This window comes from Rhodoferax sp. GW821-FHT07F03 (assembly GCF_059418745.1).
The window spans coordinates 63,591-88,631 of record NZ_JBWKQM010000005.1 but is presented as its reverse complement, the minus strand read 5'-3'; the positions used below and the strand labels follow the sequence as shown (position 1 = coordinate 88,631).

Genomic DNA, 25,041 nt, shown 5'->3' with positions numbered 1-25,041 from the left:
TGACAAGGATGAACATGCAACGTTTCCCGCTCGGCGCGCTCGCTTTGGCCGTGGCTGCCATTTTTGCCGGCTCAGCCCATGCGCAAAGTCTGCAGGAGCTGTATGACTCCGCCCGCGCCACGGATGCAACCTACCAGTCGGCCAAGGCGCAGTACGACGCCAATCTGGCCAAGGCCGACCAAGCCAAGGCTGGCATCCTGCCTACCGCAGGCCTGTCCGCCGGGCTGAACCGTAACCTGCTCGACAGTGTGAATCCCACGCTGGACAAGGACTACACCACCCAGACTGCAGCCCTCAGCGGCACGCAGCCACTGTACCGCCCCGCCAACTGGATCACTTATGAGCAGGGCAAGAAGTCGGTAGAAGTCGCCCAGGCGCAACTGGTCGTAGCCGAACAAGACTTGGTGGTGCGCGTGGCACAAGCTTATTTCGACGTCTTGGCCGCCAGCGATACCCTGACCTTTGTACGCGCCCAGAAGGCCGCTGTGGCGGAGCAACTGGCTTCTGCCAAGCGCAACTTCGAAGTCGGCACGGCCACCATCACCGATACCCGCGAAGCCCAGGCCCGGTTCGACCTGGCCCGCTCCCAGGAGATCGCGGCCGACAACGATCTGCTGGTGAAAAAAATAGCGCTGGACACCATCGTCGGCAAAACCAATGCCCAGCCCACGCCGCTGGCCCAGCCCGCCGTGCTGCCCAACGTGGAAGAAGCCGATGTCTATAAATGGGTCAGCCAGGCCGAAGGCGCCAGCCCGAACGTGCAGCAGGCCCTGGTGGCACTGGATGTGGCACGCCTGGAAACCCAGAAGGCCAAAGCTGGCAATCTGCCCACCCTGGACCTGACGGCCGCCTACAACGTCAACCGCTACCCCAACGGCACATCCAGCCTGCCGTCCAACTCGCGCAACAACACCGCCGTGGTGGGCCTGAGCCTGACCATTCCACTGTTTGCCGGCTACTCTGTCCAGAACCGCATACGCGAAACCTTGTCATTGGAAGACAAGGCCCAGGCCGACCTGGACGCAACCCGGCGCGCGGTCACACAATCCACCCGCACCGCGTTCTACGGCGTGCTGTCCGGCCTGGCCCAGGTCAAGGCCCTGGAGGCCGCCGAAAGCTCCAGCCAGATCGCACTGGACGCCAACAAGCTGGGTTACCAAGTTGGCGTGCGCATCAATATCGATGTGTTGAACTCGCAAAGCCAGCTCTACCAGACCAAGCAAAGTCTGGCCCAGGCCCGCTACAACGTGTTGGTGGGTTCGCTGAAGCTGCGCCAGGCCAGCGGGAGCCTGAAGCCAGAAGACCTGCAGGCGGTGAACGCCCTGCTGGCCCACTAAGAACGTTCTAAAACCTCAGGCCTGTAACAAGGCTTTGATCGCAGCGGCCGTCTTCTGCGCCGCTCCGCGGTGGGCTGCTGCAAATGCCGGCCCGGCTGCCGCGGCAGCAGCCAGCTGATCCGGCGCCAGGCACCAGGCCCGCACCTGTTCCAGCGCCGCAGGCATATCGGCCACCCGGTAGGCCGCACCGGCCTGGGTTGCCAATTCAGCCGCCTCTGCGAAATTGAAGGTAGAGGGCCCCAGCACCATGGGGCAGCCACAGGCCGCGGCCTCGATCAGGTTCTGCCCGCCCAATGGCTCGAAACTTCCGCCCAACAAAGCCATATGGGCCAGGCCGTAGTACAGCGCCATCTCACCCAGGGAATCCCCCAGCCAGATATCGGCCTCGATCGGAGCGTCCTGCCACTGGCTGCGGCGCGACACGCTCAAACCGTAGTTCTGTACCAGCGCGGCCACTTCGTCAAAACGCTGCGGATGGCGCGGCACGATCAGCCACTGCACACCGTTTGCTCCCATTTTAATAGCACCAAGCGCAGATGAATCCTGCGCCAGAGCCTTAAAAGACTTCAAGGCTTCCAGCAGCATGCGCTCCTCGCCTTCGCGCGCACTGGCCAACAAAACCACCGTACGGCCCGCCGCCTGGCGCCAGTTGCGGCCTCGGGCGCACTGGGCGGCATCCGGGCTGGCATCGAACTTCAAATTACCCAGCACCTGGGGCCTGGGCGCGCCGGCTGCAACGAAGCGCTGGGCGTCCGCCTCGGTCTGCGCCCACACCGCGCTCAGCGCACCATAGGCCGCCCGCGACAACCAAGCCAGCCGCTGGGCCTGGCGCAAGGATTTTTCGCTGAGCCGGGCATTTGCCAGCACCACCGGTATGGCTGCGCTACGGCAAGCGGCCAACAAGTTTGGCCAGATCTCGGTTTCCATCAGGATGCCGATACGCGGCTGAAAGTGACTCACAAAGCGCTGCACGGCGCCCAGACTATCCCAGGGCTGCCACACCTGTACATCACCCGGACGCAGCAGAGCGCGGCCTTCGGCCCTGCCGGTGGCCGTGCCATGGGTCAGCAGCAGGCGCAGGTCCGGCATCTCCTTGCGCAAGGCTGCCAGCAAAATGGCGGCGGCCCGGGTCTCCCCTAGCGAAACCGCGTGCACCCACACCCAGCCTGTGCTGGGCGCCTGGGTGTAGTGGCCAAAACGTTCGGATATGTGTTCTGCATAGCCGGGCTCTGCCACGGCGCGCAGACGCAGCTTGCGGCGCAGCAAGGGACTGGCCAGCCACAGCAGCAAGGAATACAAGACGCGAACCAAGAGTGCTCAGTCTCGCAGCGCCGCCAGGGCCGAGGCCTGCATCCAGGCGCCCCAAACCGCCTCGACCGTGGGCGTGGTGTCAGACACCACGCTGATCTGGTGGTCGCTCTGCAGCGGGCCGGTACGCCAGGCGGTGTCGAAGTTATATATCTGCACATGCGGCAGATCCAGCGCCACGGCGATATGGCTCAGGCCACTGTCCACGCCCACCACGCCCATGCATTCGGACATGGCATCGGTCAGCGCGTCCACCTTCATGCGGGGCCAGACCACCGCCTGCGTCAGCCGGCTGGCAATACTTTCGCTGCGCCACAACTCCTCATCATTGCCGTGCGTGAAAGCCACGGTATAGCCCAAGGCATTCATGCGATGCCCCAGGTCCAACCAATGCTCCACCGGCCATTGCTTGTCGGCGCGGGACGTGCCGTGCACAAATGCCACCACGGGCGCGGGAGACGTGGCACCGGAATCGAAGAAGTTGTTAGAAATGTTCTTGATCGCGTTCACATCCATACTGGAATGCGACACCAGGCCGAAATTGACCTTCTCCGGCAATGCGTACACCAAGGCCCGGGCGCACATCACGCGGGAACGGTTGATGGCGTGGATGCGCGGCTCCACGGGAATGGCCACATCGGCCACCCAGCGGGTAGGCGCCTCAAAACTGGAACCCTCGGTCTGGTTGGCCAGGGCATAACGCAGGCCGTCCGGGCTCAAGCGCGCCATTTTGGCCACCAGCGCGGATTTACTCAGGCCCTGCAGGTCCAGCACCGCGTCATAGGTCTCCTGCTGCAAGTCGGCCGAAAAGGCACGCCAAGCATTGCGCGTGTCCACGGTAAACACGGTCTTGCGCCAGCGGCGCAAGTCGCACTCGATCACCCGGCGCACGCCCTCACAGCGGCGCACCAGCGGTGCAAAACCCGGTTCGACCACCCAGTCCACCTGGGTACCGGGCAACTCAGAGAGTATGTCCTGCACAGCCGGCATGGCGTGCACCACGTCACCAAGAGAAGATAATTTGACGATCAGAACATTCATGCCAGATACCTGCAGACGCCAGCAGCCACCTTAGTGGGCAGAGGCCGCAAAACTGGCATCGGGCTTGACGCGGCGCAGCAGCGCCAACACATCGGCCTGGATGCGGTCCAGCGCCGCCTGGGTGTGGCCTTCAAAACGCAGCACCAGCACAGGAGTGGTGTTGGATGCGCGGATCAGGCCAAAGCCGTCCGGCCAATCCACGCGCAAACCATCGATGGTGCTGACCACTGCAGGCGCGGCGAAATCCACCAAACGCAAGGCTTCCGCCACCACGCGGGGCGGCTCGCCTTCATGGCAGGGCACATTGAGCTCAGGCGTGGAGAAGCTGGTCGGCAAGGCATGCAACACCGCATTGGCGTCGGGCGACTGGCTCAGGATTTCCAGCAGACGGCAGCCGGCATAGGTGCCGTCATCGAAGCCAAACCAGCGCTCCTTGAAGAAGATATGGCCGCTCATCTCGCCGCCGAGCGGCGCCTGGCCGCCTGCAGCTTCAATCTCTTTCATCTTGGCCTTGATCAGCGAATGGCCGGTCTTGAACATCAGCGGATGGCCACCGGCGGCAGCAATCGCCGGTGCCAGACGCTGCGAACACTTCACATCGAACAAGATGGTGCCACCGGGCACGCGCCGCAGCACGTCTTCGGCGAACAGCTGCATCTGGCGGTCAGGGTAAATATTGCTGCCGTCCTGTGTCACGATGCCCAGGCGGTCACCATCGCCATCGAAAGCCAGGCCCAGCTCGGCGCTCGTGGTCTTCAGCGCGGCAATCAGGTCTTCCAGGTTCTCGGGCTTGCTCGGGTCCGGGTGGTGGTTGGGGAAGTTGCCATCCACCTCGCTGAACAGCTCCACCACTTCACAGCCTATGGCCCGCAAAATGGCGGGGGCCGAAGCGCCGGCAATGCCGTTGCCCGAGTCAACCACGATCTTCATCGGCCGGGCCAATTGGATGTCGGAGACGATGCGCGCGGTGTAGGCAGGCAGCACATCTACCTGGCGTACCGAGCCACCGGCCTGGAATACCCAGGTTTCCGCTTCCATCATGCGGCGCAGCGCCTGGATTTCCTCACCATGGATGGCACGCCCACCCATGATCATCTTGAAACCGTTGTAGTCCTTGGGGTTGTGGCTGCCGGTAACCTGGATGCCGCTGCGGCACAGCGTGTAGGCCGCGAAATACAGCATGGGTGTGGTGGCGGCGCCAACGTCAATCACATCCACACCCACCGCAACCAGGCCACGGATCAGTGCGGCGACTAGGCTGGGGCCGCTTAAACGGCCATCGCGCCCGACAGCAATGACCTTCTCCCCCTCGGCCAGCGCAATCGTGCCGAACGCCCTACCGATTCCCTCTGCAACCGCTTCGTCTACCGTGGTCGGCACGATGCCGCGGATGTCATAGGCTTTGAAGATGGAATTGGCAATGTGCATGGTGTAGATGAGGTCGGGTAAATCAGACATCCGACCCAGAGGGCCAGACCACGAGCGCGAATTGTAGGTTTTTCGCAAGCCCGTTTTGACGGGCCTGCAATCCACCAGCTACGCAGCCTGTGCCGGCACACCCAAAGCTTGGTACAACGCAAGGTATTGCGTAGCCGCTGCAGCCCATGAAAAGTTCTGCGCCATGCCACAGCGTTGCAGCTGCTTCCACACATCCGGCAGCGCAAAGTCCTGCACGGCACGGTGCACCGCCAAGGCCAAAGCCTCGCGGGTCGCGGGGCCGAACATGAAGCCCGTTGCGGTGTCCGCCTGCAGGCTGGACGCATCCGCATCCACCACCGTGTCGATCAAACCGCCCACATGGCGGACCACGGGTACCGTGCCGTAGCGCAAGGCATACAGCTGGGTCAGGCCACAGGGCTCGAAACGGGATGGCACCAGCATCGCGTCCGCCCCGGCAATCATCTGGTGGGCAAAGGTTTCGTCATAACCTATGCGCACCGCCATGGCGCCGGGATGTGCAGCCATGGCTTCCCTGAAGGCCTTTTCCAGCACGGCATCACCCGTCCCCTGCACCGCCAGCTGCGCATCTGCCGCCAGCATCTCGGGTATGGCGGCCAGCACCAGGTCCAGGCCTTTTTGTTGCGTCAAACGGCTCACCAGGGTAAACAGTGGTGCCTTGGCATCCACCCGCAAACCCAGGGCTTTTTGCAGCGCCGCCTTGCATACGGCCTTGCCAGCCAGATCGGATGCGGAATAGCGAGCGGGAATATCCTTGTCGGTGGACGGGTTCCACACCGCGTCATCCACCCCATTCAGGATGCCGGACACATCTGCGCCACGTGAGCGCACCACCCCGTCCAAACCGCAGCCGAACTCGGAGGTTGCGATCTCCTGGGCGTAGCTGGGGCTGACCGTGGTGATGCAGCGCGCGCTGGTCAAACCCGCCTTCATGAATGAAAACTTGCCGTGGTACTCCAGTCGCGTAGGGTCCATGTACCGGATGGGTAAACCCAGTAGATGAAAGTCCCTGGCATCAAACAGCCCCTGGTAGGCCAGGTTGTGCACGGTAAATACCGTCGCCACATGGGCCCCTGGGTTCGCCGCAACGTAGGCACATGCCATGGCAGCGTGCCAATCGTGGGCGTGCAGCACATCGGGCTCCCAGGCCGGATCCAGGCCACCAGAGGCCACCTGGGCCGCCGCCCAGCCCAGCAAGGCAAAGCGCTGCGCGTTGTCCGGCCACTCGGATCCGTCTGCCGCCAAATAAGGATTACCTTTTCGCTGGTAAAAATACGGGGCATCCACCACGTAGGCCGGCACACCGCTGACGGCCAGGGTGCCACGCAGCAAACGTACCCGCCCCGCACCAAACACGGCACCGAGCTCACACACCAGTGCGGGTTTCTTCAGCCCTGCCAGAATGGCTGGAAAGCCCGGCAGCAGAAGACGCACATCAGCCCCCGCCGCAATCAAGGCCTGGGGTAAAGCCCCCATGACGTCCGCCAAGCCACCTGTTTTGACCAGAGGGAAAACCTCGGCGCCTACTTGCAATACTTTCATCCGGCCAACTTCTTCAACATGGAGGGTGTCACCAAAGTAATGCCATTTTCACTGCGGTGGAAGCGCTCCGCATCCAGCACGGCATCTTCACCGATCACCATGCCGTCGGGAATGACGCAGCCACGGTCTATGACAGCCCGCGTGATACGTGCTCCACGGCCCACCTGTACACCCGGCAACAGTACCGACCAATTCACACTGGAATGGGAATGCACCCGCACGCTGGAGAACAGCACGGAACGGAACACGCTGCCCGACACGATGCAACCACCCGACACCATGGATTCGATCGCCAGGCCGCGCCGGTCATCCTGGTTGTGCACGAACTTGGCGGGCGGCAGCTGCGCCTGGTAAGTCCAGATGGGCCAGTGCGTGTCGTACAGGTTCAGCTTCGGTTCCGTGGCTGTGAGATCGATATTGGCATCCCAGTAGGCATCAATGGTGCCCACGTCACGCCAGTAAGGCTCCTCATCATCCGCATTGGGTACACAGCTCAAAGAGAACGGGTGGGCCGACGCATTGCCGTTGCGCACCGCGCGCGGAATGATGTCCTTACCGAAGTCGTGGCTGGACTCCGGGTCCGCCATATCGCGTTCCAGCTCGGCATACAGATAGGCGGCATTGAAGATATAGATGCCCATGCTGGCCAGGGACATGTCCGTACTGCCGGGCATGGCCGGCGGGTCGGCCGGCTTTTCCAGGAATTCTGTGATCAGGCTGTTGTCGCCCACGGCCATCACACCAAAGGCAGATGCCTCGCTGCGCGGTACGGCAATGCAACCCACGGTGCATTCCCGCCCCTTGGCCACGTGGTCGGCCAACATCAGGGCGTAATTCATCTTGTAGATATGGTCACCGGCCAGCACCACGATGTAGTCCGCACCATAGCTTTCCAGAATGTCCTGGTTTTGATAGACCGCGTCGGCGGTACCGCGGTACCAGTTTTCGTTGTCGTTGCGCTGCTGGGCCGGCAGCAGGTCCACGAACTCGTTCATCTCATTCTTCAGAAAGGCCCAGCCACGCTGCAAATGGCGCAGCAGGCTGTGCGACTTGTACTGGGTGATCACGCCAATGCGGCGAATACCGGAGTTCAAACAGTTCGACAGTGCGAAATCAACAATACGGAACTTGCCGCCGAAGTAGACCGCCGGTTTAGCACGCCTATCGGTCAGGTTCATTAGGCGGCTGCCGCGACCGCCGGCCAGTACCAATGCGATGGCCCGCTTGGGCAAATCCAGCCCGAGTGCCAAATCATTTTTTTGCATCAAATGTCTCCAGAAGAAATTAATTGTTGATTGGCTTTCCGATTACCGCCAACATCTTAAACCTCGAAGCCGAAAAAATCCTACAGCCCAACCCTGCATGCGAAAATTCAACAAATAAGCCTATTTCAGAAATCCAAAGCGCTTAGACTCTGCAAAAAAGCCTCCAAATGGAGTGCGACAGCCTTGACCACATTCGACAAAGGATGCCCCTGTGCCCCAGTGTATTACCCCCTCCGCTGACGATATCCATACCGCCATTGAACAGCATTTGCTGCACACCGTAGGCGTATCTCCGGCCGATGCAACCGCACACGACCTGATGCTCGCAAGCTCGCATGTTGCACGGCAACAACTTTCAGCCCGCTGGGTGCAAACCCAAAATCAGGAAAAATCCCAGAAGGCCCGCCGCGTGGTCTATCTGTCCATGGAATTCCTGATGGGCCGCACCCTGTCCAACGCCCTGGGCGCCCTGGAGCTGCGTGGCAGTGCCGCAGAAGGCCTGACCCGCTTCGCCCAAAACCTGGAAACCGTAGCCGACCGTGAACCCGATGCCGCGCTGGGCAATGGTGGCCTGGGCCGCCTGGCAGCCTGCTTCCTGGATTCCATGGCCACCGTGGGTCTGCCGTCCTTCGGCTACGGCATCCGCTACGAATACGGCATGTTTGCGCAGGACATCCAAAACGGCGCGCAGATGGAGTACCCCGATCCGTGGCTGGAAAACGGCACGCCCTGGGAATTCCCGCGTGCAGACATCAGCTACCCGGTGCGCTTTGGCGGCTGGGTAGAGCATGTGAACGGCGCCTCCGTCTGGCGCCATGCGGGTGAAGTGGCGGCCAAAGCCTATGACATGGTGGTGCCCGGCCACGGTACGCCCAAAGTCAGCACGCTGCGCCTGTGGAAAGCCGTGGCACCGGCACATATCGACCTGAACGCCTTCAACACCGGCGACTACGCGCGCGCCGCCAGCCTGAAGAACGAGTACGAAAACATCTCCTGGGTGCTCTACCCCAACGACAGCACGCCCGCTGGACGCGAACTGCGGCTGAAGCAGGAGTACTTCTTTGTAGCCGCCTCGGTGCAGGATCTGGTGGCACGGCATCTGGCTGAACACCCATCGCTGGACAACCTGGCCGAACACGTGGCCATTCACCTGAACGACACCCATCCGGCCATAGGTGTTGCCGAGCTGATGCGCGTGCTGTGCGACGAGCAAGGCATGCCCTGGGACAAGGCATGGAGCATCTGCTGCAAGACCTTCTCGTACACCAACCACACCTTGATGCCGGAAGCACTGGAAACCTGGCCGGTGAGCCTGATGCAGCATGTGCTGCCACGCCACCTGGAAATCATCTTCCGCATCAATAAGGAGTTTCTGGACATCGCCGCCGCCCACCGCCCGGGCGACAACGGCTTCCTGGCCCGCCTGTCGCTGATCGACGAGCAAGGTGAGCGCCGGGTACGTATGGCGCACCTGTCTATCGTCGGCAGCCACAAGGTCAACGGCGTGTCAGCATTGCACTCCGAGTTGCTGGTGCAAACCATCTTCGCCGACTTCGCCAGCATCTGGCCCGACCGCTTCACCAATATGACCAACGGCGTGACTCCGCGCCGCTGGCTGGCCCAGGCCAACCCTGGCCTATCCTCCTTGCTGGACAACACCATTGGTAAAGGCTGGCGCCAGGATCTGGACCAGTTGCAGAAGCTGAAGGCCAAGAAGGACGATACGGACTTTCAAAAGTCCTTTATGGCCGTCAAGCGCGCCAACAAGGTACGCCTGGCCGCCGCCATACAGCACAGCACTGGCATCACCGTTAGCCCGGACAGCCTGTTTGACGTGCAGGTCAAGCGCATCCACGAATACAAGCGCCAGTTGCTCAACGTGCTCCACGTGGTGACACGCTACCAGGCCATTCTGGCCAACCCGAACGCCGACTGGGTGCCGCGCACCGTGATCTTCGCGGGCAAGGCCGCCTCGTCCTATGTGGCAGCCAAGTCCATCATCCGGCTGATCCACGACGTGGGCACGGTCATCAACAACGACCCGCGCATAGGTGACAAGCTCAAGCTGGTATTCATGCCCAACTACGGCGTCTCGGTGGCCGAAGTCATCATGCCCGGCGCCGACCTGTCCGAACAAATTTCCACCGCCGGCACCGAAGCCTCCGGCACCGGCAATATGAAGCTGGCCCTGAACGGCGCGCTGACCATTGGCACCGACGATGGTGCCAACATCGAAATCCGCCAGAACGTGGGGGACGACAACATCTTCATCTTTGGCCTGAAGACCCCCGAAGTGCAAGCCCTGAAGCAAAGCGGCTACCAACCCATGCGCTACTACGAAAGCACGCCCCAGCTGAAAGCCGTGCTGGACGCGATTGCCGGTGGCCAGTTTTCGCCGGACGAACCCGGCCGCTACCGCGCCCTGGTGGATTCGCTGCTGTGGGGTGGCGACCATTACCTGCTGCTGGCCGACTACACATCCTATGTAACGACGCAATCTGAGGTGGATGCGCTGTACCGCCAGCCGGCGGCTTGGTGCGCCAAGGCTATCAGCAACGTGGCGGGCATGGGGGTGTTCTCATCCGACCGCACGATCCGTGAGTACGCGAAACAAATCTGGCACATCACACCGGATGCATCGGGCGCGCTATAAGACACATGCGGTGATAGACAACACCGCATAGCGCTGTCCATTTCTGATTAAACCCACTTCAAGATCGGTTTTTATGTTGCACGCCCACGATATTGAAATGATTTGCGGCGCACGCCACGGCGACCCATTTGCAGTGCTGGGCCCCCACCCTGTAGATGCGGGCCAGACCTCGGTGCGTTGCTTTTTGCCAGGTGCCCAGAGCGTGGTCGTGGAATCAGCCAAGGGTGCGCTACTGGGGCCGTTGGCATTGCAAGACGCCGCTGGCTTCTTTGAAGGCACAGTGGCACTGACACCGGGCGCCGCATACCGATTGCAGGTGCAATGGGCCGATGGCCACAGCAGCACCGTAGACGACCCCTACCGCTTTCCCGTGGTACTGGCGGAAATGGACGTCTGGCTGCTGGGTGAAGGTACGCACCTGCGGCCTTATGAAGTACTGGGCGCGCAACCCTGTAGCATGGAAGGCGTGGCCGGCACCCGCTTTGCCGTCTGGGCGCCCAATGCCAGCCGCGTCAGCGTGGTGGGCGACTTCAATTTCTGGGACGGCCGCTACCACCCCATGCGGTTGCGCCGCGAATGCGGCGTGTGGGAGCTGTTCCTGCCCGGTGTACATGCCGGCAACAAATACAAATACGAAATTCGCACGCAGGACGGCCGCATACTGCCCGGCAAGGCCGACCCCTATGCTCTACAGGCCGAATTGCGCCCCGCCACCGCCAGCATGGTGGCACCGTTGCCGCCCTTCGTGCCGGCATCCGCTGCACGCAAACACGCCAACGCACTGGATGCGCCCATCAGCATTTACGAAGTGCACCTGGGCTCCTGGCAACGCAAGACCGAGGAAGGCAACCGCTGGCTGAACTGGGACGAACTCAGCGACAGCCTGGTGCCCTACGCACGCGATATGGGCTTCAGCCACATCGAGCTGCTACCCATCAGCGAGCACCCGTTCGACGGCTCCTGGGGCTACCAGCCCGTAGGCATGTACGCGCCCACTGCCCGCTTCGGCGACCCGGCGGGTTTCGCCCGCTTCGTGGCCCGCTGCCATGCCGAGGGCCTGGGCCTGGTACTGGACTGGGTACCCGCCCACTTCCCCACCGATGCGCACGGCCTGGGCAATTTCGACGGCACGCACCTGTACGAATACGCCGACCCGCGCGAGGGCTTCCACAACGACTGGAACACCCTGATCTACAACCTGGGCCGCACCGAGGTCAGCAACTTCCTGGTCGGCAACAGCCTGTACTGGCTGGAGCGCTTCGGCGTCGACGGCCTGCGCGTGGATGCCGTAGCCTCCATGCTGTACCGCGACTACAGCCGCAAGGCTGGCGAGTGGATTCCGAATGTGCACGGCGGGCGCGAGAACCTGGAAACCATCGCCTTCCTCAAGCGCATGAATGAGGTGGTAGGCACCGAACGCCCGCAGGCCATTACCCTGGCCGAAGAGTCCACAGCCTTCCCCTCCGTGTCCCGCCCCACCTATGCTGGCGGCCTAGGCTTTCACTACAAGTGGAATATGGGCTGGATGCACGACACGCTGGCCTATATGCAGCGCGACCCGATCTACCGCAAGCACCACCAGGGAGAAATCAGCTTCAGCCTGGTCTATGCCTTTACCGAGAACTTCGTGCTGCCCATTTCGCACGACGAAGTGGTGCACGGCAAGGGTTCGCTGCTGAACAAGATGCCGGGCGACCGCTGGCAGCAGTTCGCCAATTTACGTGCCTTCCTCGGCTATATGTTTGCCCACCCGGGCAAGAAGCTGCTGTTCATGGGCTGCGAATTCGCCCAGGACCGCGAATGGAACCACGACCAAAGCCTGGACTGGCATCTGCTGGAGCACGCGCCCCACGCTGGCATACAGCGCCTGGTGCGCGACCTGAACCACTTCTACACTGCCACCCCGGCGCTGTACCAGTTGGACTTCGTGCCCGAGGGGTTCCAGTGGATTGAGCACAACGATACCGAGCACTCGGTGCTGGCCTTCATACGCCGGGGCATGAACGCCACCTCGTTCATCGTTGTGGTGTGCAACTTCACCCCGAATGTGTGGAACGGCTACCGCCTGGGCGTACCGAGCGCCGGCACTTACCATGAAAAGCTGAACACCGATTCGGCCCACTACGGCGGCAGCAATGTAGGCACGCCACTGGGCACTGCCACAGCGGAAGATGTGGCCTGGCAAGGGTTCGCGCATTCTGTTGTGCTGAACCTGCCGCCTTTGGCTACAGTACTGCTGGAATGGACAGCCTGAAATCTCCCCCCGCCCCCCTGCCCCATGCGGCCAGGCTTAGCCTGACCCAAGGCCAACCCTGGCCCTTGGGTGCCAGCTTTGATGGCCTTGGCGTCAATTTCGCGGTGTTTTCCGCCCATGCCCAGGCCATGGACCTGTGCCTGTTCGATGCCACAGGCACGCAGGAACTGGCCCGCTTGAGGCTGCCCGCCCATACCAGCGATGTCTGGCACGGCTACCTGCCAGGCGCCCAGCCCGGCCAGGTGTATGGCCTGCGCGCCCACGGCCCCTGGCGGCCCGACCGGGGCCATCGCTTCGACGCATCCAAGCTGCTGCTGGACCCCTATGCGCGCGACATCGTTGGCCAATTCGAGTGGCGCGACGAGCATTTCGCTGGCGACCGCCTGCACCCGCGCCACATGGACACACGCGATAACGCGGCATTTGCACTCAAAGCACGCGTCACGCACGACCAGTTCGACTGGAGCGGCGACCACCCACCACGCATAGCCCTGGCCGATTCGGTGATTTACGAGTGCCATGTCAAAGGCTTCTCGCGCCTGAACGACCAAGTGCCGCCAGCCCTGCGTGGCAGCTACGCCGGCCTGGCACACCCCGCCTCCATCGCCCACCTGAAGCGCCTGGGCGTGACGGCGGTCAGCCTGTTACCGGTGCACTACGCAGTCAGCGAAGAGCGGCTCAGCGACATGGGCCTGAGCAACTACTGGGGCTACAACACCCTGGGTTTCTTCAGCGTGGACCCACGCATGGCCAGCGGCGTAGATGGCCTGTCGCCACGCGACGAGTTCCGCCGCATGGTCAAGGCCCTGCACGCCGCCGGGCTGGAGGTGCTGCTGGACGTGGTCTACAACCACACGGCCGAATCGGGCGAAGACGGCCCCAACATCAGTTTTCGCGGGCTGGACAACCGCAGCTACTACCGCCTGCCGCCAGAAGCCCTAGCCTACTACGACAACTACTCCGGCTGCGGCAACACGCTGGACATACGCCAGCCACGCGTGCTGCAAATGGTAATGGACAGCCTGCGCTACTGGGTGGCGGACATGCATGTCGATGGCTTCCGCTTCGATTTGGCACCCGTGCTGGGCCGTACCGATACCGGTTTCGAGCGCGGCAGCGCCTTCTTCACCGCCGTGGCCCAAGATCCGGTGCTGTCGCGCGTAAAAATGATAGCCGAGCCCTGGGACGTAGGCCCGGGCGGCTACCAGACCAGCAACTTCCCGCGTGGCTGGCTGGAGTGGAACGACCGCTTCCGCGACTGCATGCGCGGCTTCTGGGTGCAAACCGCCGCCGCCCCGGAGGCCGCTCTGCCCGACAACACCCGCGCCGACCTGGCCTTGCGCTTGTGCGGCTCCTCCGATATGTTCCAGCCGCGCCAGCGTGCACCGGCCGAATCGGTGAACTACGTGGTGTCGCACGACGGCTTTACCCTGCGCGACCTGCTGAGCTACAACCACCGCCACAACGAAGCCAATGGCGAGAGCAACCGCGACGGCCATGGCCACAACCTGAACTTCAACTGCGGTGCCGAAGGCCCGAGCGACGACCCCGTGGTCAACACCTTGCGCGGGCGGCTGCAGCGCGCCCTGCTTGCTACTACTTTACTAGCACAAGGCACACCACTGATCTGCGCTGGCGATGAATTGGGCCATACCCAGGGCGGCAACAACAACCCCTATTGCCAAGACAACCCGACCACCTGGATCAACTGGTCCGAGGCCGACGACGACCTGATCGCCTTCACGGCCCGCGTCATCGCGCTGCGCCGCCAGGCCCTGCCCTTCGCCAACCAGTGGTACAGCGGTGTGGCCGACGCGCTGGGCCTGCACGACCTGGCCTGGCTGCGCGGCAGCGGCCGGCCGCTGGAAGGTGATGGTTGGCGCGACCCCCACTACCGCTCGCTGGGCTGCCTCATAGGCCGGCCCGGCCGGGCCAAAGCACCTTTGCTGCTGCTGGTGAATGCTGGCCATACCGACGACCCGTTCTGGCTGCCCGCCGGCGTCTGGCAAGTTGTCCTGGATAGCAGCCAACCACAGGGCCGATCCAAGTGGGTCGGCCAGGGCGAAGTGATGTTCCAGCTACCAGCGCACAGCCTGGTGCTGTTGGCCGCAGCAGGCTCCGGCATTACGCCGTAGACCATTACGCCGTAGACGCTACTCGCTACTCGCTACTGGCGCGCGCCGTCCAGCGTGCGACCCGCCATGCGCGACAAGATGCCCAGGGGGCTTTGCGAGGGATCGTACTGGTGCTGGGGTGGGATGAAAAAGGTCTGCTCCATCATGAACTGGCCCCGGTCCACCGCGTGCAGGGTCTGGTCGGAAAAACACACCCAGGTGCTGCCCGGGGCGAAGGCCACCACGGTCTTGGGCGCCTCCTTCTGGTAGACCATGTCGCGCTTCATCTTGTCGTGCAGCTGCAGCATCATGTGGTCGTATTCGCTGCGCAAGGACTTTGTGATGCGCATGCTGCGCAGCAAACGCGCCTTCCAGGGGCTGTACGGCGGCAGCTGGGGCCAGAACTTCTGCACCATGTCTTCGAACGGCTCGCCCACGCGCCACACGCGCGGCTGCTCGGGGTTGACGTTGCTGAACACCCGCAGGATGCGCTCGCCCCGGTTCGGCCGGGACGGAAAAGCATCCACATGCAGGCGTTTATCGTCAGCGCGCCAGGACTGCTTGCGCGAGGCCACCTCGGTCGGTCGGAAGCTGGTGGGCTCCATGCGCAGATAAGCGCTGTAGCGCGGGAACAAGTCCTGCACCAGCTGCACCGCCTGGTGGCGGTAGCGGCGCATCATCGCGTCCAGCAGGGCCAACTCATCGGGCGAACCCAGTGCGCCCTTCACCTGGCCCTGTGGCGGCTGGCTGATATTGCGCGCCTTGGGGTCGCGCATATCGGGGCGCAGCAAGCTCTGCTCGGCCGGCGACATGGTGAACGCCATGGACGGAAAATACAGAACCCCGCCGCTTTCCAGCGCCCGGGTCAGTTTTGCTTCGGTGGGACGGCCAGACCAGTGGGCGCCAGGGACTTCGACGATGGGTTGGTGCATAACTTCATTTTCCCTGAGAATTGCCCCGCGCCAAGCCAGGCTGCGCATAAATTGTGGACGGAAATGAGGCCGTGCACGGCACGCCAATCACGGGTCCGAAAACGGCTAATCAGGGCCGGCGCCTGGCGTACCATGGCCTCTATGACACCTGACAGCACCAGCCGCTTTGACGATACCTGCTACCGCGCCATGCAGGCGCGGGACGCCCGCTTTGACGGCTGCTTTTTCACCGGCGTAACCTCCACCGGCATCTACTGCCGACCGGTATGCAGCGTGAAAACGCCCAAGCGCGAAAACTGCCGCTTCTTTGGCCACGCAGCCCAGGCCGAGCATGCGGGCTTTCGCCCCTGCCTGCGCTGCCGGCCCGAGCTGGCGCCGCACTCGCTGGTGTGGTCGTTCCAGGACGCCACCACCATCCTTGCCCAGCAGGCCGCCCGCCTGCTGGACGACCCGCAAAGCTGGAGCGACAACAGCAATATCTCGGTGGCCCAGCTGGCGGCGCGCCTGGGCGTCAGCGACCGGCATCTGCGCCGTATCTTCGAGGCCCAGCTGGGCGTGTCGCCCCTGCAATACCTGCAGACCCGGCGCCTGCTGGTAGCCAAGCAGTTGCTGGCCGACACCCAGTTGCCCATGGCCCAGATTGCCCTGGCCAGCGGCTTTGCCAGCGTGCGCCGTTTCAACGCCGTGTTCATGGAACGCTACCAGCTCAACCCCAGCCAGCTGCGACACCAGGGCACCCAGCCAGTGGCCCAGGGCGGCACGGCCATCAAGCTCGGCTACCGCCCGCCGTATGACGTGGCCGCCATGTTGGGATTTTTGCGCAAGCGCCAGATAGATGCTATTGAATCCATAGCTACCAGCGCAGATGAATCCTGCGCCACACGCACTTTTAGCTTGGATTCTGGCGGCAAGATCCACAACGGCTGGCTGCGCGCCGAGTTCGTCCCCGGCCAGACCCATGTGCTGCTGCACGTCAGCGAATCGCTGCTGGGCGTGCTGCCGCAGGTGATACGCCGGGTACGCGCCTGGCTGGACCTGGACGCCGACCCCAAGGCCATCAACCCAGTGCTGCACAGCGACTTCCCCAGCGGCGACGGCCTGCGCGTACCCGGCACACTGGATGGCTTCGAGCTGGCCGTGCGCGCCGTGCTGGGCCAGCAGATCACCGTGGCCGCCGCCCGCACCCTGGCCCAGCGCCTGGTGGAACAGTTTGGCGAACCGCTGGAAACACCCGTGCCGGGGCTGAACCGGCTCTTCCCCTCCGCCCAGGTGCTGGCCCGACTAAGCGGCGATGCGCTGGGCGCCCTGGGCGTCGTGCGCCAGCGGCAAAACGCCATTCTGGCCCTGGCCCGCGCCGTGGCCGACGGGCAGCTGCGGCTGTGCGGCAGCGGCCCCATACACGCCACCATGGCCCAGCTGCGCGAACTGCCCGGCATCGGCGACTGGACCGCCCAGTACATCGCCATGCGCGCGCTGCGCTGGCCCGATGCATTCCCGGCCGGCGACGTGGCCCTGCACAAAGCCCTGGGCGTGCAGCAGGAGCCGAATGTGCGCCTGGCCAGCCGCGCCGCCGAAGCCGCCTCGCAGGCCTGGAAGCCCTGGCGCAGCTACGCCGTGCTGCGCGCCTGGGCCGAGCTGCCCGCACCGGCCGCTAACCCCCAACCCGTTGCTACCAAAAAGGTAGCTGCCGCCGCTTGATTTACCTGCGCCAAAGGCTTGTTTGATATGAAATTCCCATCCCACACGGTGCAAAGCCGTTTCGACTCACCGCTAGGACCTATGCTGGCCGCCGCCAGCGAGCAAGGCCTGTGCGGCCTGTGGTTTGCAGAAGGCCAGCGCCATCTGCCGGATATGTCGGGCTGGCCGGTGGCGCAACAGCACCCGGTGCTGCTGCACACCCAGGCCTTTATGCAGGCTTATTTTGAGGGCGACACCAGCAGCTTCAACCTGCCGCTGGACCTGCGCAGCGGCACAGAATTCCAACAGGCTGTGTGGCAGGCCCTGCTGCGCATCCCCAGTGGCGCCAGCACCACCTATGGCGCCTTGAGCTTCGGTCTGGGCCGACCCAGCGCGGTACGAGCCGTGGCTGGCGCCGTGGGGCGCAACCCCATCAGCATCATCGTGCCCTGCCACCGGGTGCTGGGCTCGGACGGCTCGCTTACCGGCTATGCCGGCGGGCTGGAGCGCAAGACCGCGCTGCTGCAGCTGGAAGCCAAGCGCCAGGCGGTGCTACTGTGAGTGCGGTGCCTCAATCTCTTGCCAAGCCCTGGCTGCTGGACTTCGTGGCACTGGCCTCCATCTGGGGGGCCTCGTTTCTGTTCATGCGCATCGCCACGGTGGAAATCGGCGCCGTACCGACCGCCGCAGTGCGTGTGGCCATTGCCTCGCTGGCCCTGCTGCCGCTGTTGTGGCTGCGCGGGCTGATGCCCTCCCTGCGCCAGCACTGGAAGCCGGTGCTGCTGATTGGCATGCTGAATTCGGGCATTCCGTTCGCGCTGTTTTCGTTTGCGCTGCTGTCCATCACCACCGGGCTGTCGGCCATTCTGAATGCCACCGTGCCGCTGTTCGGCGCCCTCATCGCCTGGGCCTGGCTAAAGGACCGGCCAAACAGCTCGCGCAGCCTGGGCCTGGTGATTGGTTTTGTAGGCGTGGCCCTGCTGGCTTGGGACAAAGCCAGCTTCAAGCCCGACGCCCATGGCATCGCCCCCGGCTGGGCCGTGCTGGCCTGCCTGCTGGCCTCCATTTGCTACGGCATCAGCGGCAGCTACACCAAACGCTTTCTCACCGGCGTACCGCCCCTGGTCACCGCCACCGGCAGCCAGGTCGGCGCTACGCTGGGCCTGGCCCTGCCCGCGCTGTGGCTCTGGCCGGCCCAGTGGCCCAGCACCCATGCCATGCTGGCCTTGCTGGTGCTGGGCGTGGTGTGCACCGGCCTGGCCTACATCCTGTTCTTCCGCTTGATCAGCAACATCGGCCCCGGCAAGGCGCTGACCGTGACCTTCGTGGTGCCGGTGTTCGCGGTGTTCTATGGCGCGGTGCTGCTGGGCGAGACGCTGACGCCCTGGATGCTGGGCTGCGGCCTGGTGGTGGTGTGCGGCACGGCCCTGTCCACCGGACTGGTCAGTCTGCCGAAACGCAAAAAATAGCACCGGGAGCGGCGGAGCCTTCGCCTTCCCGCATTGCATAGAGGCCATTTGCAGCGGTCTTCGACGCTCTATTGAAAGTCAAATTCAAAGTGCTATATAAAAAATAGCTACCAGCGCAGGTAATACCTGTGCTAGCGATCTAAAAGGCACCAAGAACTGCCCCACAAACCAGGGCCCCTCCGCCCGGGTCCTTAGCAGCCACACCCTGTCGCGCACCCATCGGCAGCCAAGTCAACGGTACCTTGCGCATGGAGGTGCGGTGCGACGTCTGCCCACTGGCAGGCTTGGGCGGGGTCACGGTTGAACGCCCAGGAGTGTGTAGGGCTTGGCTGAGCTTCCACCTTTTGCGTGGCGCGCCTGTTGACGGGCCGGCAGTACCCGCCAAAAATGAGCTCCACCATCACACGCCACTGCTGGCAACCACCACCCGCATGGAAAACACAAAAGCCGCCGAAAGACCCAATCCCTTCGCCGCGCTGATAGGCGTATCTTCGTTGTTGGCGGCTTTGCTGTATGTGGCCGGCTTCGCCTACCGCTGGAGTTATTACTACAACTTCGGTGTGCAGCACCTAGTGTTCAAGCTCGGCTTCCAGTCTTTCCTGATCGCCGCTTTCGAGCTGATGCGCACGCCGCGCAACCTGGTCATGCTGCTGCTTTGGGTGGCTGTGCCGGTGCTGGTGATAAACCTGGTGCTGGCAGCCATCTCGGCGGGGCTCTCGGCTGCGGCGACGTCGGCGCATGCGGGTGGGCGCGCCATCGGCCGTGGTGCGGCATACCTGGGTTGGCCCTCACCGCTGTTGGCGGATCTGTTGCGGGCCGGGGTGATCGTTTATGCGGTCTACAACGTCGCGTCGATGATTGGTTATGAGACTTTCCTGGCGCATGCCCGCATGGATCCGCACCATCCGCTGCCCGCTGTCACCGCGGTTTTTGGCGGCGCCAAAGATGGCCCGGTGGCCGCGCTGGCCTGTGGTGCGACAGCCGACGCGGCCACGCTGGCCACCTTCATTGGCGATGGCCAGCGGCTGCAGGAGTTGCAGCGTTTTTTCCGGACCTGCAACGACCGCGAGGTGAGCTGGCGCCTGCTCTACCGCGACGACGACGAGGTTTATCTGTTCGCCGCGCGACCTGCCGACGCAACCGATAGGCGGCCGTTGACGCTGGTGTTGCCCAACCGCGGCAATGTGGTGCTGGTCCTTGAATAGGAGGCAAACATGCTGAAACTTGACTCCCGCGGATTGCGTCAGGCGCTCTGGCTCGGATGGGCCCTGGCCACTGGCATGGCGCAGGCCGCAGACGTGGCGCTGAACCTCACGCAACCGGACCGCTACGCGATGCGCCGCGTGGACGTGCAACGCGTCGACGGCAGTTCGCTGGCCGGTGTGCGCCACATTGCCGGCTTCGATGCGGTGAGCAGGAACTTCACGCTGGAGGTGCCGGGCAAGGGCATGGTTCCGTTGGCGGCCAGCGACCTCAAGGCGCTGGTGTTTGAGCAGATACCGGCCCGGGGATCGCCCATGGTGCAGGCCTGCGTGGCTACCGTGCTGGCCCAAAAAGGGGCCACCCAGCAGCTGACTCTACGCGCTGATGCCATGCGTATCGAGGAAGAGAGTCTGGTAGTGGACAACTCGGCACTGCCACCATTGCCCACGGCGAACGACCGTGCCGAGGTTTTACGGATCACCTACGACCCGGCCCTGGCGTCATTCAGCGTGACCGTGCAAGTGGTCAACTATGAAGTGCAGTCTGGCAATTGCGGAACAAACGGGGCGACGAGCGGGAAGGCGCTGCCTTAACCTGGATCATTGCGCCAGAAGGCTTTCGGGTTTGGGGCGTCGATAGCGAAAAGCGGCCCCAGCGAGGACTGGTTTTGCCGGGTTTGCAGGCCCATAGCCCCGCTATGGGACAAAAAGACGGTGAAAGCGCTGCTCCCATAAAAATGGACCGCTGCGGTCCCTTTGCAGCCGACACTTGCCAAGTCCGACAGGCTCCTAGGAGCAACCCGCATTCGCAGCTTATTTACACCCCGTACAATCCGCGTCTTCATGCATTCAAAGCGCTTTGGAGAAGCATCTATGTCCACCCCCTCGTCCAGCGGTCTACGCCAGTTCTGGCAGCAGCTCTACCCCGGCCAGCCCACCGCACAGCTGGACGCCTTCCTCGCCGAGCTGCAGCAAGCCGCCGCCCAGGCCAGCCCGCCGCCGCCTGCCACCTGGTTCAAGGAGGTGGTGGTGTATTCGCTGTACGTGGACCTGTTCAACAAGGACTTCAAGGGCCTACGCGACCGCCTGCCCTATCTGCAGGACCTGGGCGTCACCTGCCTGTGGCTGCTGCCAATACTCGACTCGCCCATGCGCGACGCCGGCTTTGACATCAGCGACTACACCCGCATCCGCAGCGAGCTGGTGGGCGGCGGCGACGCCGCAGCACAGGCCACGTTTGCCGAATTCCTGGCCGAGGCGCACCGCCGCAATATCCGCGTGATCTTCGATGTGGCGATGAACCACTGCTCAGACCAGCACCACTGGTTCCAGGAAGCCCGCAAGGGGCCGGACAACCCCTACCGCGACTACTTCATCTGGAGCGACACAACAGAGCGCTACAAGGAAGCGCGCATCATCTTCAAAGGCATGATGCCGAGCAACTGGCACCCGTTGCCTAGTTCCGATGGTCAGCCCGGCACCTATTTCTTCCACCGCTTCTTCGACTCGCAGCCCGACCTGAACTACCGCAACCCCGAGGTACTGCTGGCCATGTGCCGGGTGCTGTTGTTCTGGGTAGCGCAGGGGGTGGACGGCTTCCGCGCCGACGCCATTCCCTACCTGTGGAAGGAAGAAGGCACGATTTGCGAAAACCTGCCGGGCACGCACACCATCATCAAGTTCTTCCGCGCCGTGCTGGACACCGTGCGCCCCGGCACCATCCTGCTGGCCGAGGCCTGCCAGCCGCCGGCCGAGGTGGTCACCTATTTCGGCGACAGCGACGAATGCCAGGCTGCCTACCATTTCCCGGTGATGCCGCGCATCTACCTGGCGCTGGCCCAGGGCTCGGCAAAACCGATTTTCGAAACCTTGTCGACCGCCTTCACGCCGGAGATTCCGGCCGACTGCGGCTGGTTCTCCTTCCTGCGCTGCCACGACGAACTGACGCTGGAGATGGTGACGCCCGAAGAGCGCAAGGCCATCCACGCCGCCTACTGCCTGCAGCCCGAATGGGACTTCCGCCAGGGCGAGGGCATTGCCGCGCGGCTGGTGGACCTGTTCCGCCACGATCCCGCCGCCATCCTGCTGGCCTTCAGCATCAGCTTCACCCTGCTGGGCACGCCGGTGATCTTCTACGGCGATGAATTCGCCAAGCCGAATGACGACCAGTTCCAGCGAGAGCAGGAGGCCCTGACCGGCTACCAGGACGCACGCTACCGCGTGCGCGGCGCGGTGGACTGGCCTGCGGTGGACAAAGCCTTGGCCACGCCCGGCAACCTGCCGGCGCACATCCATGGTGCTGTGCGCGCCATGCTGGCCGTGCGCCGCAGCCAACCCGCACTGAGCGGTGGCAGCTTCCAGCCCGTGCCCGGTCTGGCCGATAGCGTGCTGGCCTATGTGCGCGCCAACGGCGACAGCCGGGTGCTGGTGCTGCAGAACCTGGGCAACACTGCGGTGGACATCGTCCTGCCAGCGAATCTGGTCAGCATCCCATGGCAAGCCGTGTATGGTGAACACAAGCTGGCACGCGGCGCGCTTACGCTACCTTCCAAAGGCTTTGGCTGGTTTGCCGCCTGAGCCATCCACAACTTCATCTGGACCCACGCACCATGGCATCCGATCTTCTGAACCAACGCACTTCGGGCGTACTGCTCCACCCCACGTCCCTGCCCGGCCCGCACGGCTGCGGTGACTTCGGGCCAAACGCCTACTATTTTGTGGACTGGCTGCAAGTGGCCGGCCAGACGCTGTGGCAGACGCTGCCGCTAGGCCCCATCGGCCCGGGCGACTCGCCCTACATGGGCAGCTCGGCCTTCGCGGGCAACCCCTTGTTTGTGGCATTCGAGCCGCTACTGGAGCACGGCTGGATCAGCGCGGCATCACTAAAAGCCGACTTCAACGCCCAAAAGATCGACTACAGCCAGGTCGTACCTTGGCGCCTGGCCCGCTTGCGCGAGGCCTTTGCGGGCTTCCAGCAAGCCGCCCTGCCGGAAGACCAGCAGGCCCTCCAGGCCTGGCTGCAGGCCGAAGCCAGCTGGGTGGACGACTACACCCTGTTCATGGCATTGGACCAGGCTCACAGCCCCGCGCTGTGGCCCGACTGGCCAGCCCCGCTGGCCCGCCGTGAACCGGCCGCACTGGCGCAAGCCCGCGCCCAGCATGCACAGGAAATTGCATTCTGGGGCTTTGTGCAGTGGCAGTTTGATGTGCAGTGGAAGCGGCTCAAGGGCTACGCCAACCAGAAGAACATCCACCTGGTAGGCGACCTGCCCATCTTCATCGCCCACCACTCCAGCGACTGCTGGTCGCGCCCCGACCTGTATGACTTGGACCCTCAGGGCAACCCCAGCGTGATCGCCGGCGTGCCGCCCGACTTCTTCTCGGAAACCGGCCAGCGCTGGGGCAACCCGCTGTACAACTGGAAGGCCATGCAGGCCGACGGTTACCGCTGGTGGATAGAGCGCGTGAAGCGCCAGCTGAGCCTGGCCGACGTGGTGCGCATCGACCATTTCCGCGGCTTTGTGGGCTACTGGGAAATTCCGGCCAGCGAGCCCACCGCCGTAAAAGGCCGTTGGATGCCAGGGCCGGGCTATGGGCTATTCGCCGCCATCGAAGCCGCGCTGGGCAAGTTGCCCATCATCGCGGAAGACCTGGGCGTCATCACGCCCGAGGTGGTGGCGCTGCGCCAGCGCGCTGGTTTCCCCGGCATGCGCATACTACAGTTCGCGTTCTCGGACGATGCAGCCAACAACTTCCTGCCGCACAACTATGCGCGCGACACGGTCGTCTACAGCGGCACGCACGACAACGACACGGTCAAAGGCTGGTGGGCCGACTGCACCGAACGCGAACGCGCCTATGCCGGTGAGTACCTGCACACCGACGGACATGATGTGCACTGGGCCATGGTGCGCGCCTGCGCGCAATCAGTGGCCAACCACGCGCTGTGCCAGTTCCAGGACGTACTGGGCCTGGACGGCAGCCACCGCATGAACACCCCGGGCACCGTGGGCTGCTGGACCTGGCGTTTCCAGTGGGAATGGGTGGGCAGCGAGGCCGCAGAGCGCCTGGCGCACATCACCGCCGCCAGTGGACGCACGCGCTTTGATAGACTGCCTCTGCCAGCCTATCCCGAAGGTAAAAACAAGCCGTAGATGGCCTCTAGCTGCCGTGCCGTGGCGCTTGGGGGCACTACATTTTTAATAGCTACTCCCGCAGGCTCTATGTGCGCCAAACGCATATTCGGCTTGAAACTTGCAGGCCCTGAACGCTATGAGCAACTCCGCCCTTCTCTCCCTGGCTGCGGCCCTGGTCTGTGCCGTCATCGGCCTGTTCACCGCATTCGCGGGCCTGATTGCCCACAAGGCGGCCAAAGCTGCCAGCGCGGCCAGCATGGCCTGCGAACGCATGCTGCGCCTGATGGAGGTGCGCGAGGCCGTCGCCGCCGCCAGCGCAGTCCATATGGAGGCCGAACGGGCACAGCAGCAGGCCGCAGAACTTAGCCGCGCCTATGGGCTGATGGGCTTGTTCACCACCTCGGGCGAGCTGGACGCGCACCAGTCGCAGCTGGCCGCCGATGCCAAGGCAGATCTGGCCGGAGAAATCGCCGCCCATGCGCAGCGCTTCATCCACTCCCGCAACGAGCTGGAAGAACAGCCGGTGCACGACATCGACCGTTCACTGACCGAGTTCCAGCACGCACTGACAGAAATCCGCCGGCTGCGCAAAGAGGTGGAAGAAGAACAGGCAACCGTGGCACGCAAGCACACCACCTACACCTGAGACGGGT

General features: G+C 63.6%; 18 protein-coding genes. 12 read left to right on the top strand and 6 right to left on the bottom strand.

Annotation, left to right across the window (positions count from 1 at the left end; translation table 11 throughout):
- The first annotated feature begins 14 nt into the window (after positions 1-14).
- Positions 15-1,337: a TolC family outer membrane protein gene (locus AC07R0_RS08580; protein WP_495076251.1), complete on the top strand. Its 1,323-nt coding sequence runs from the start codon at positions 15-17 to the stop codon at positions 1,335-1,337.
- 15 nt (positions 1,338-1,352) lie between these two features.
- On the opposite strand, the gene AC07R0_RS08575 is transcribed toward AC07R0_RS08580, so the two are convergent.
- The 5 genes from AC07R0_RS08575 to glgC all read right to left on the bottom strand — a co-directional run bounded on the left by AC07R0_RS08575 (position 1,353) and on the right by glgC (position 7,951).
- The gene (locus tag AC07R0_RS08575) at positions 1,353-2,648 is read right to left on the bottom strand and encodes a 3-deoxy-D-manno-octulosonic acid transferase (protein ID WP_495104496.1); all 1,296 of its coding nucleotides are present in this window, start codon (positions 2,646-2,648) and stop codon (positions 1,353-1,355) included.
- A 6-nt stretch (positions 2,649-2,654) separates the two neighbouring features.
- Positions 2,655-3,686, bottom strand: a complete 1,032-nt coding sequence (gene waaC, locus AC07R0_RS08570) for a lipopolysaccharide heptosyltransferase I (protein WP_495096852.1) — start codon at positions 3,684-3,686, stop codon at positions 2,655-2,657.
- 30 nt (positions 3,687-3,716) lie between these two features.
- Positions 3,717-5,114 (bottom strand): phosphomannomutase/phosphoglucomutase, encoded by a 1,398-nt coding sequence (locus AC07R0_RS08565; RefSeq protein ID WP_495104495.1) that lies wholly within the window; start codon positions 5,112-5,114, stop codon positions 3,717-3,719.
- A gap of 108 nt (positions 5,115-5,222) precedes the next feature.
- Positions 5,223-6,686 carry a glycogen synthase GlgA gene (gene glgA / locus AC07R0_RS08560; protein ID WP_495104494.1) on the bottom strand — a complete coding sequence of 488 codons (1,464 nt, stop codon included), beginning with the start codon at positions 6,684-6,686 and terminating at the stop codon, positions 5,223-5,225.
- Entirely contained in the window at positions 6,683-7,951 is a 1,269-nt protein-coding gene (gene glgC / locus AC07R0_RS08555; protein ID WP_495076255.1) for a glucose-1-phosphate adenylyltransferase, read from the bottom strand. Before glgC ends, glgA begins: the two co-directional genes overlap by 4 nt.
- A gap of 211 nt (positions 7,952-8,162) precedes the next feature.
- Between glgC and AC07R0_RS08550 the strand changes: the two genes are divergently transcribed.
- The 3 genes from AC07R0_RS08550 to glgX all read left to right on the top strand — a co-directional run bounded on the left by AC07R0_RS08550 (position 8,163) and on the right by glgX (position 14,993).
- The gene (locus tag AC07R0_RS08550; protein WP_495104493.1) at positions 8,163-10,604 is read left to right on the top strand and encodes a glycogen/starch/alpha-glucan phosphorylase; all 2,442 of its coding nucleotides are present in this window, start codon (positions 8,163-8,165) and stop codon (positions 10,602-10,604) included.
- Between the two features lie 73 nt (positions 10,605-10,677).
- On the top strand, positions 10,678-12,858 hold the full coding sequence (gene glgB, locus AC07R0_RS08545) for a 1,4-alpha-glucan branching protein GlgB (RefSeq protein ID WP_495104492.1): 2,181 nt from the start codon (positions 10,678-10,680) through the stop codon (positions 12,856-12,858).
- Positions 12,846-14,993 (top strand): glycogen debranching protein GlgX, encoded by a 2,148-nt coding sequence (gene glgX / locus AC07R0_RS08540; protein WP_495104491.1) that lies wholly within the window; start codon positions 12,846-12,848, stop codon positions 14,991-14,993. Before glgB ends, glgX begins: the two co-directional genes overlap by 13 nt.
- Before the next feature lie 32 nt (positions 14,994-15,025).
- Here glgX and kdoO read toward each other — a convergent pair whose 3' ends face one another.
- A complete protein-coding gene (gene kdoO, locus AC07R0_RS08535) occupies positions 15,026-15,904 on the bottom strand; it encodes a Kdo hydroxylase KdoO (protein WP_495104490.1) in 879 nt (292 codons plus the stop codon).
- A gap of 141 nt (positions 15,905-16,045) precedes the next feature.
- On the opposite strand from kdoO, the gene AC07R0_RS08530 reads away from it, so the two are divergent.
- The 8 genes from AC07R0_RS08530 (at position 16,046) to AC07R0_RS08495 (ending at position 25,034) form a co-directional block, all read left to right on the top strand.
- Positions 16,046-17,602: a DNA-3-methyladenine glycosylase 2 family protein gene (locus tag AC07R0_RS08530; protein ID WP_495104666.1), complete on the top strand. Its 1,557-nt coding sequence runs from the start codon at positions 16,046-16,048 to the stop codon at positions 17,600-17,602.
- Between the two features lie 27 nt (positions 17,603-17,629).
- Positions 17,630-18,142, top strand: a complete 513-nt coding sequence (locus AC07R0_RS08525; protein WP_495076260.1) for a methylated-DNA--[protein]-cysteine S-methyltransferase — start codon at positions 17,630-17,632, stop codon at positions 18,140-18,142.
- Between the two features lie 5 nt (positions 18,143-18,147).
- Positions 18,148-19,050, top strand: a complete 903-nt coding sequence (locus tag AC07R0_RS08520; RefSeq protein WP_495076261.1) for a DMT family transporter — start codon at positions 18,148-18,150, stop codon at positions 19,048-19,050.
- A 431-nt stretch (positions 19,051-19,481) separates the two neighbouring features.
- Positions 19,482-20,255 carry a hypothetical protein gene (locus AC07R0_RS08515; protein ID WP_495076262.1) on the top strand — a complete coding sequence of 258 codons (774 nt, stop codon included), beginning with the start codon at positions 19,482-19,484 and terminating at the stop codon, positions 20,253-20,255.
- Between the two features lie 75 nt (positions 20,256-20,330).
- Entirely contained in the window at positions 20,331-20,846 is a 516-nt protein-coding gene (locus AC07R0_RS08510) for a hypothetical protein (protein WP_495076263.1), read from the top strand.
- 279 nt (positions 20,847-21,125) lie between these two features.
- Positions 21,126-22,829 (top strand): alpha-amylase family glycosyl hydrolase, encoded by a 1,704-nt coding sequence (locus AC07R0_RS08505; protein ID WP_495104489.1) that lies wholly within the window; start codon positions 21,126-21,128, stop codon positions 22,827-22,829.
- A gap of 32 nt (positions 22,830-22,861) precedes the next feature.
- Entirely contained in the window at positions 22,862-24,406 is a 1,545-nt protein-coding gene (malQ, locus tag AC07R0_RS08500; RefSeq protein WP_495104488.1) for a 4-alpha-glucanotransferase, read from the top strand.
- Between the two features lie 118 nt (positions 24,407-24,524).
- Entirely contained in the window at positions 24,525-25,034 is a 510-nt protein-coding gene (locus tag AC07R0_RS08495; protein ID WP_495076266.1) for a hypothetical protein, read from the top strand.
- Positions 25,035-25,041: the final 7 nt, after the last annotated feature.

Excerpts from the sequence above, each read along its gene's own strand:
- AC07R0_RS08580 (WP_495076251.1), top strand. The coding sequence starts at position 15 with ATGCAACGTTTCCCGCTCGGCGCGCTCGCTTTGGCCGTGGCTGCCATT.
- waaC (WP_495096852.1), bottom strand. The coding sequence starts at position 3,686 with ATGAATGTTCTGATCGTCAAATTATCTTCTCTTGGTGACGTGGTGCAC.
- AC07R0_RS08565 (WP_495104495.1), bottom strand. The coding sequence starts at position 5,114 with ATGCACATTGCCAATTCCATCTTCAAAGCCTATGACATCCGCGGCATC.
- glgA (WP_495104494.1), bottom strand. The coding sequence starts at position 6,686 with ATGAAAGTATTGCAAGTAGGCGCCGAGGTTTTCCCTCTGGTCAAAACA.
- glgC (WP_495076255.1), bottom strand. The coding sequence starts at position 7,951 with ATGCAAAAAAATGATTTGGCACTCGGGCTGGATTTGCCCAAGCGGGCC.
- glgB (WP_495104492.1), top strand. The coding sequence starts at position 10,678 with ATGTTGCACGCCCACGATATTGAAATGATTTGCGGCGCACGCCACGGC.
- glgX (WP_495104491.1), top strand. The coding sequence starts at position 12,846 with ATGGACAGCCTGAAATCTCCCCCCGCCCCCCTGCCCCATGCGGCCAGG.
- kdoO (WP_495104490.1), bottom strand. The coding sequence starts at position 15,904 with ATGCACCAACCCATCGTCGAAGTCCCTGGCGCCCACTGGTCTGGCCGT.
- AC07R0_RS08530 (WP_495104666.1), top strand. The coding sequence starts at position 16,046 with ATGACACCTGACAGCACCAGCCGCTTTGACGATACCTGCTACCGCGCC.
- AC07R0_RS08525 (WP_495076260.1), top strand. The coding sequence starts at position 17,630 with ATGAAATTCCCATCCCACACGGTGCAAAGCCGTTTCGACTCACCGCTA.
- AC07R0_RS08515 (WP_495076262.1), top strand. The coding sequence starts at position 19,482 with ATGGAAAACACAAAAGCCGCCGAAAGACCCAATCCCTTCGCCGCGCTG.
- AC07R0_RS08510 (WP_495076263.1), top strand. The coding sequence starts at position 20,331 with ATGGCGCAGGCCGCAGACGTGGCGCTGAACCTCACGCAACCGGACCGC.
- AC07R0_RS08505 (WP_495104489.1), top strand. The coding sequence starts at position 21,126 with ATGTCCACCCCCTCGTCCAGCGGTCTACGCCAGTTCTGGCAGCAGCTC.
- malQ (WP_495104488.1), top strand. The coding sequence starts at position 22,862 with ATGGCATCCGATCTTCTGAACCAACGCACTTCGGGCGTACTGCTCCAC.
- AC07R0_RS08495 (WP_495076266.1), top strand. The coding sequence starts at position 24,525 with ATGAGCAACTCCGCCCTTCTCTCCCTGGCTGCGGCCCTGGTCTGTGCC.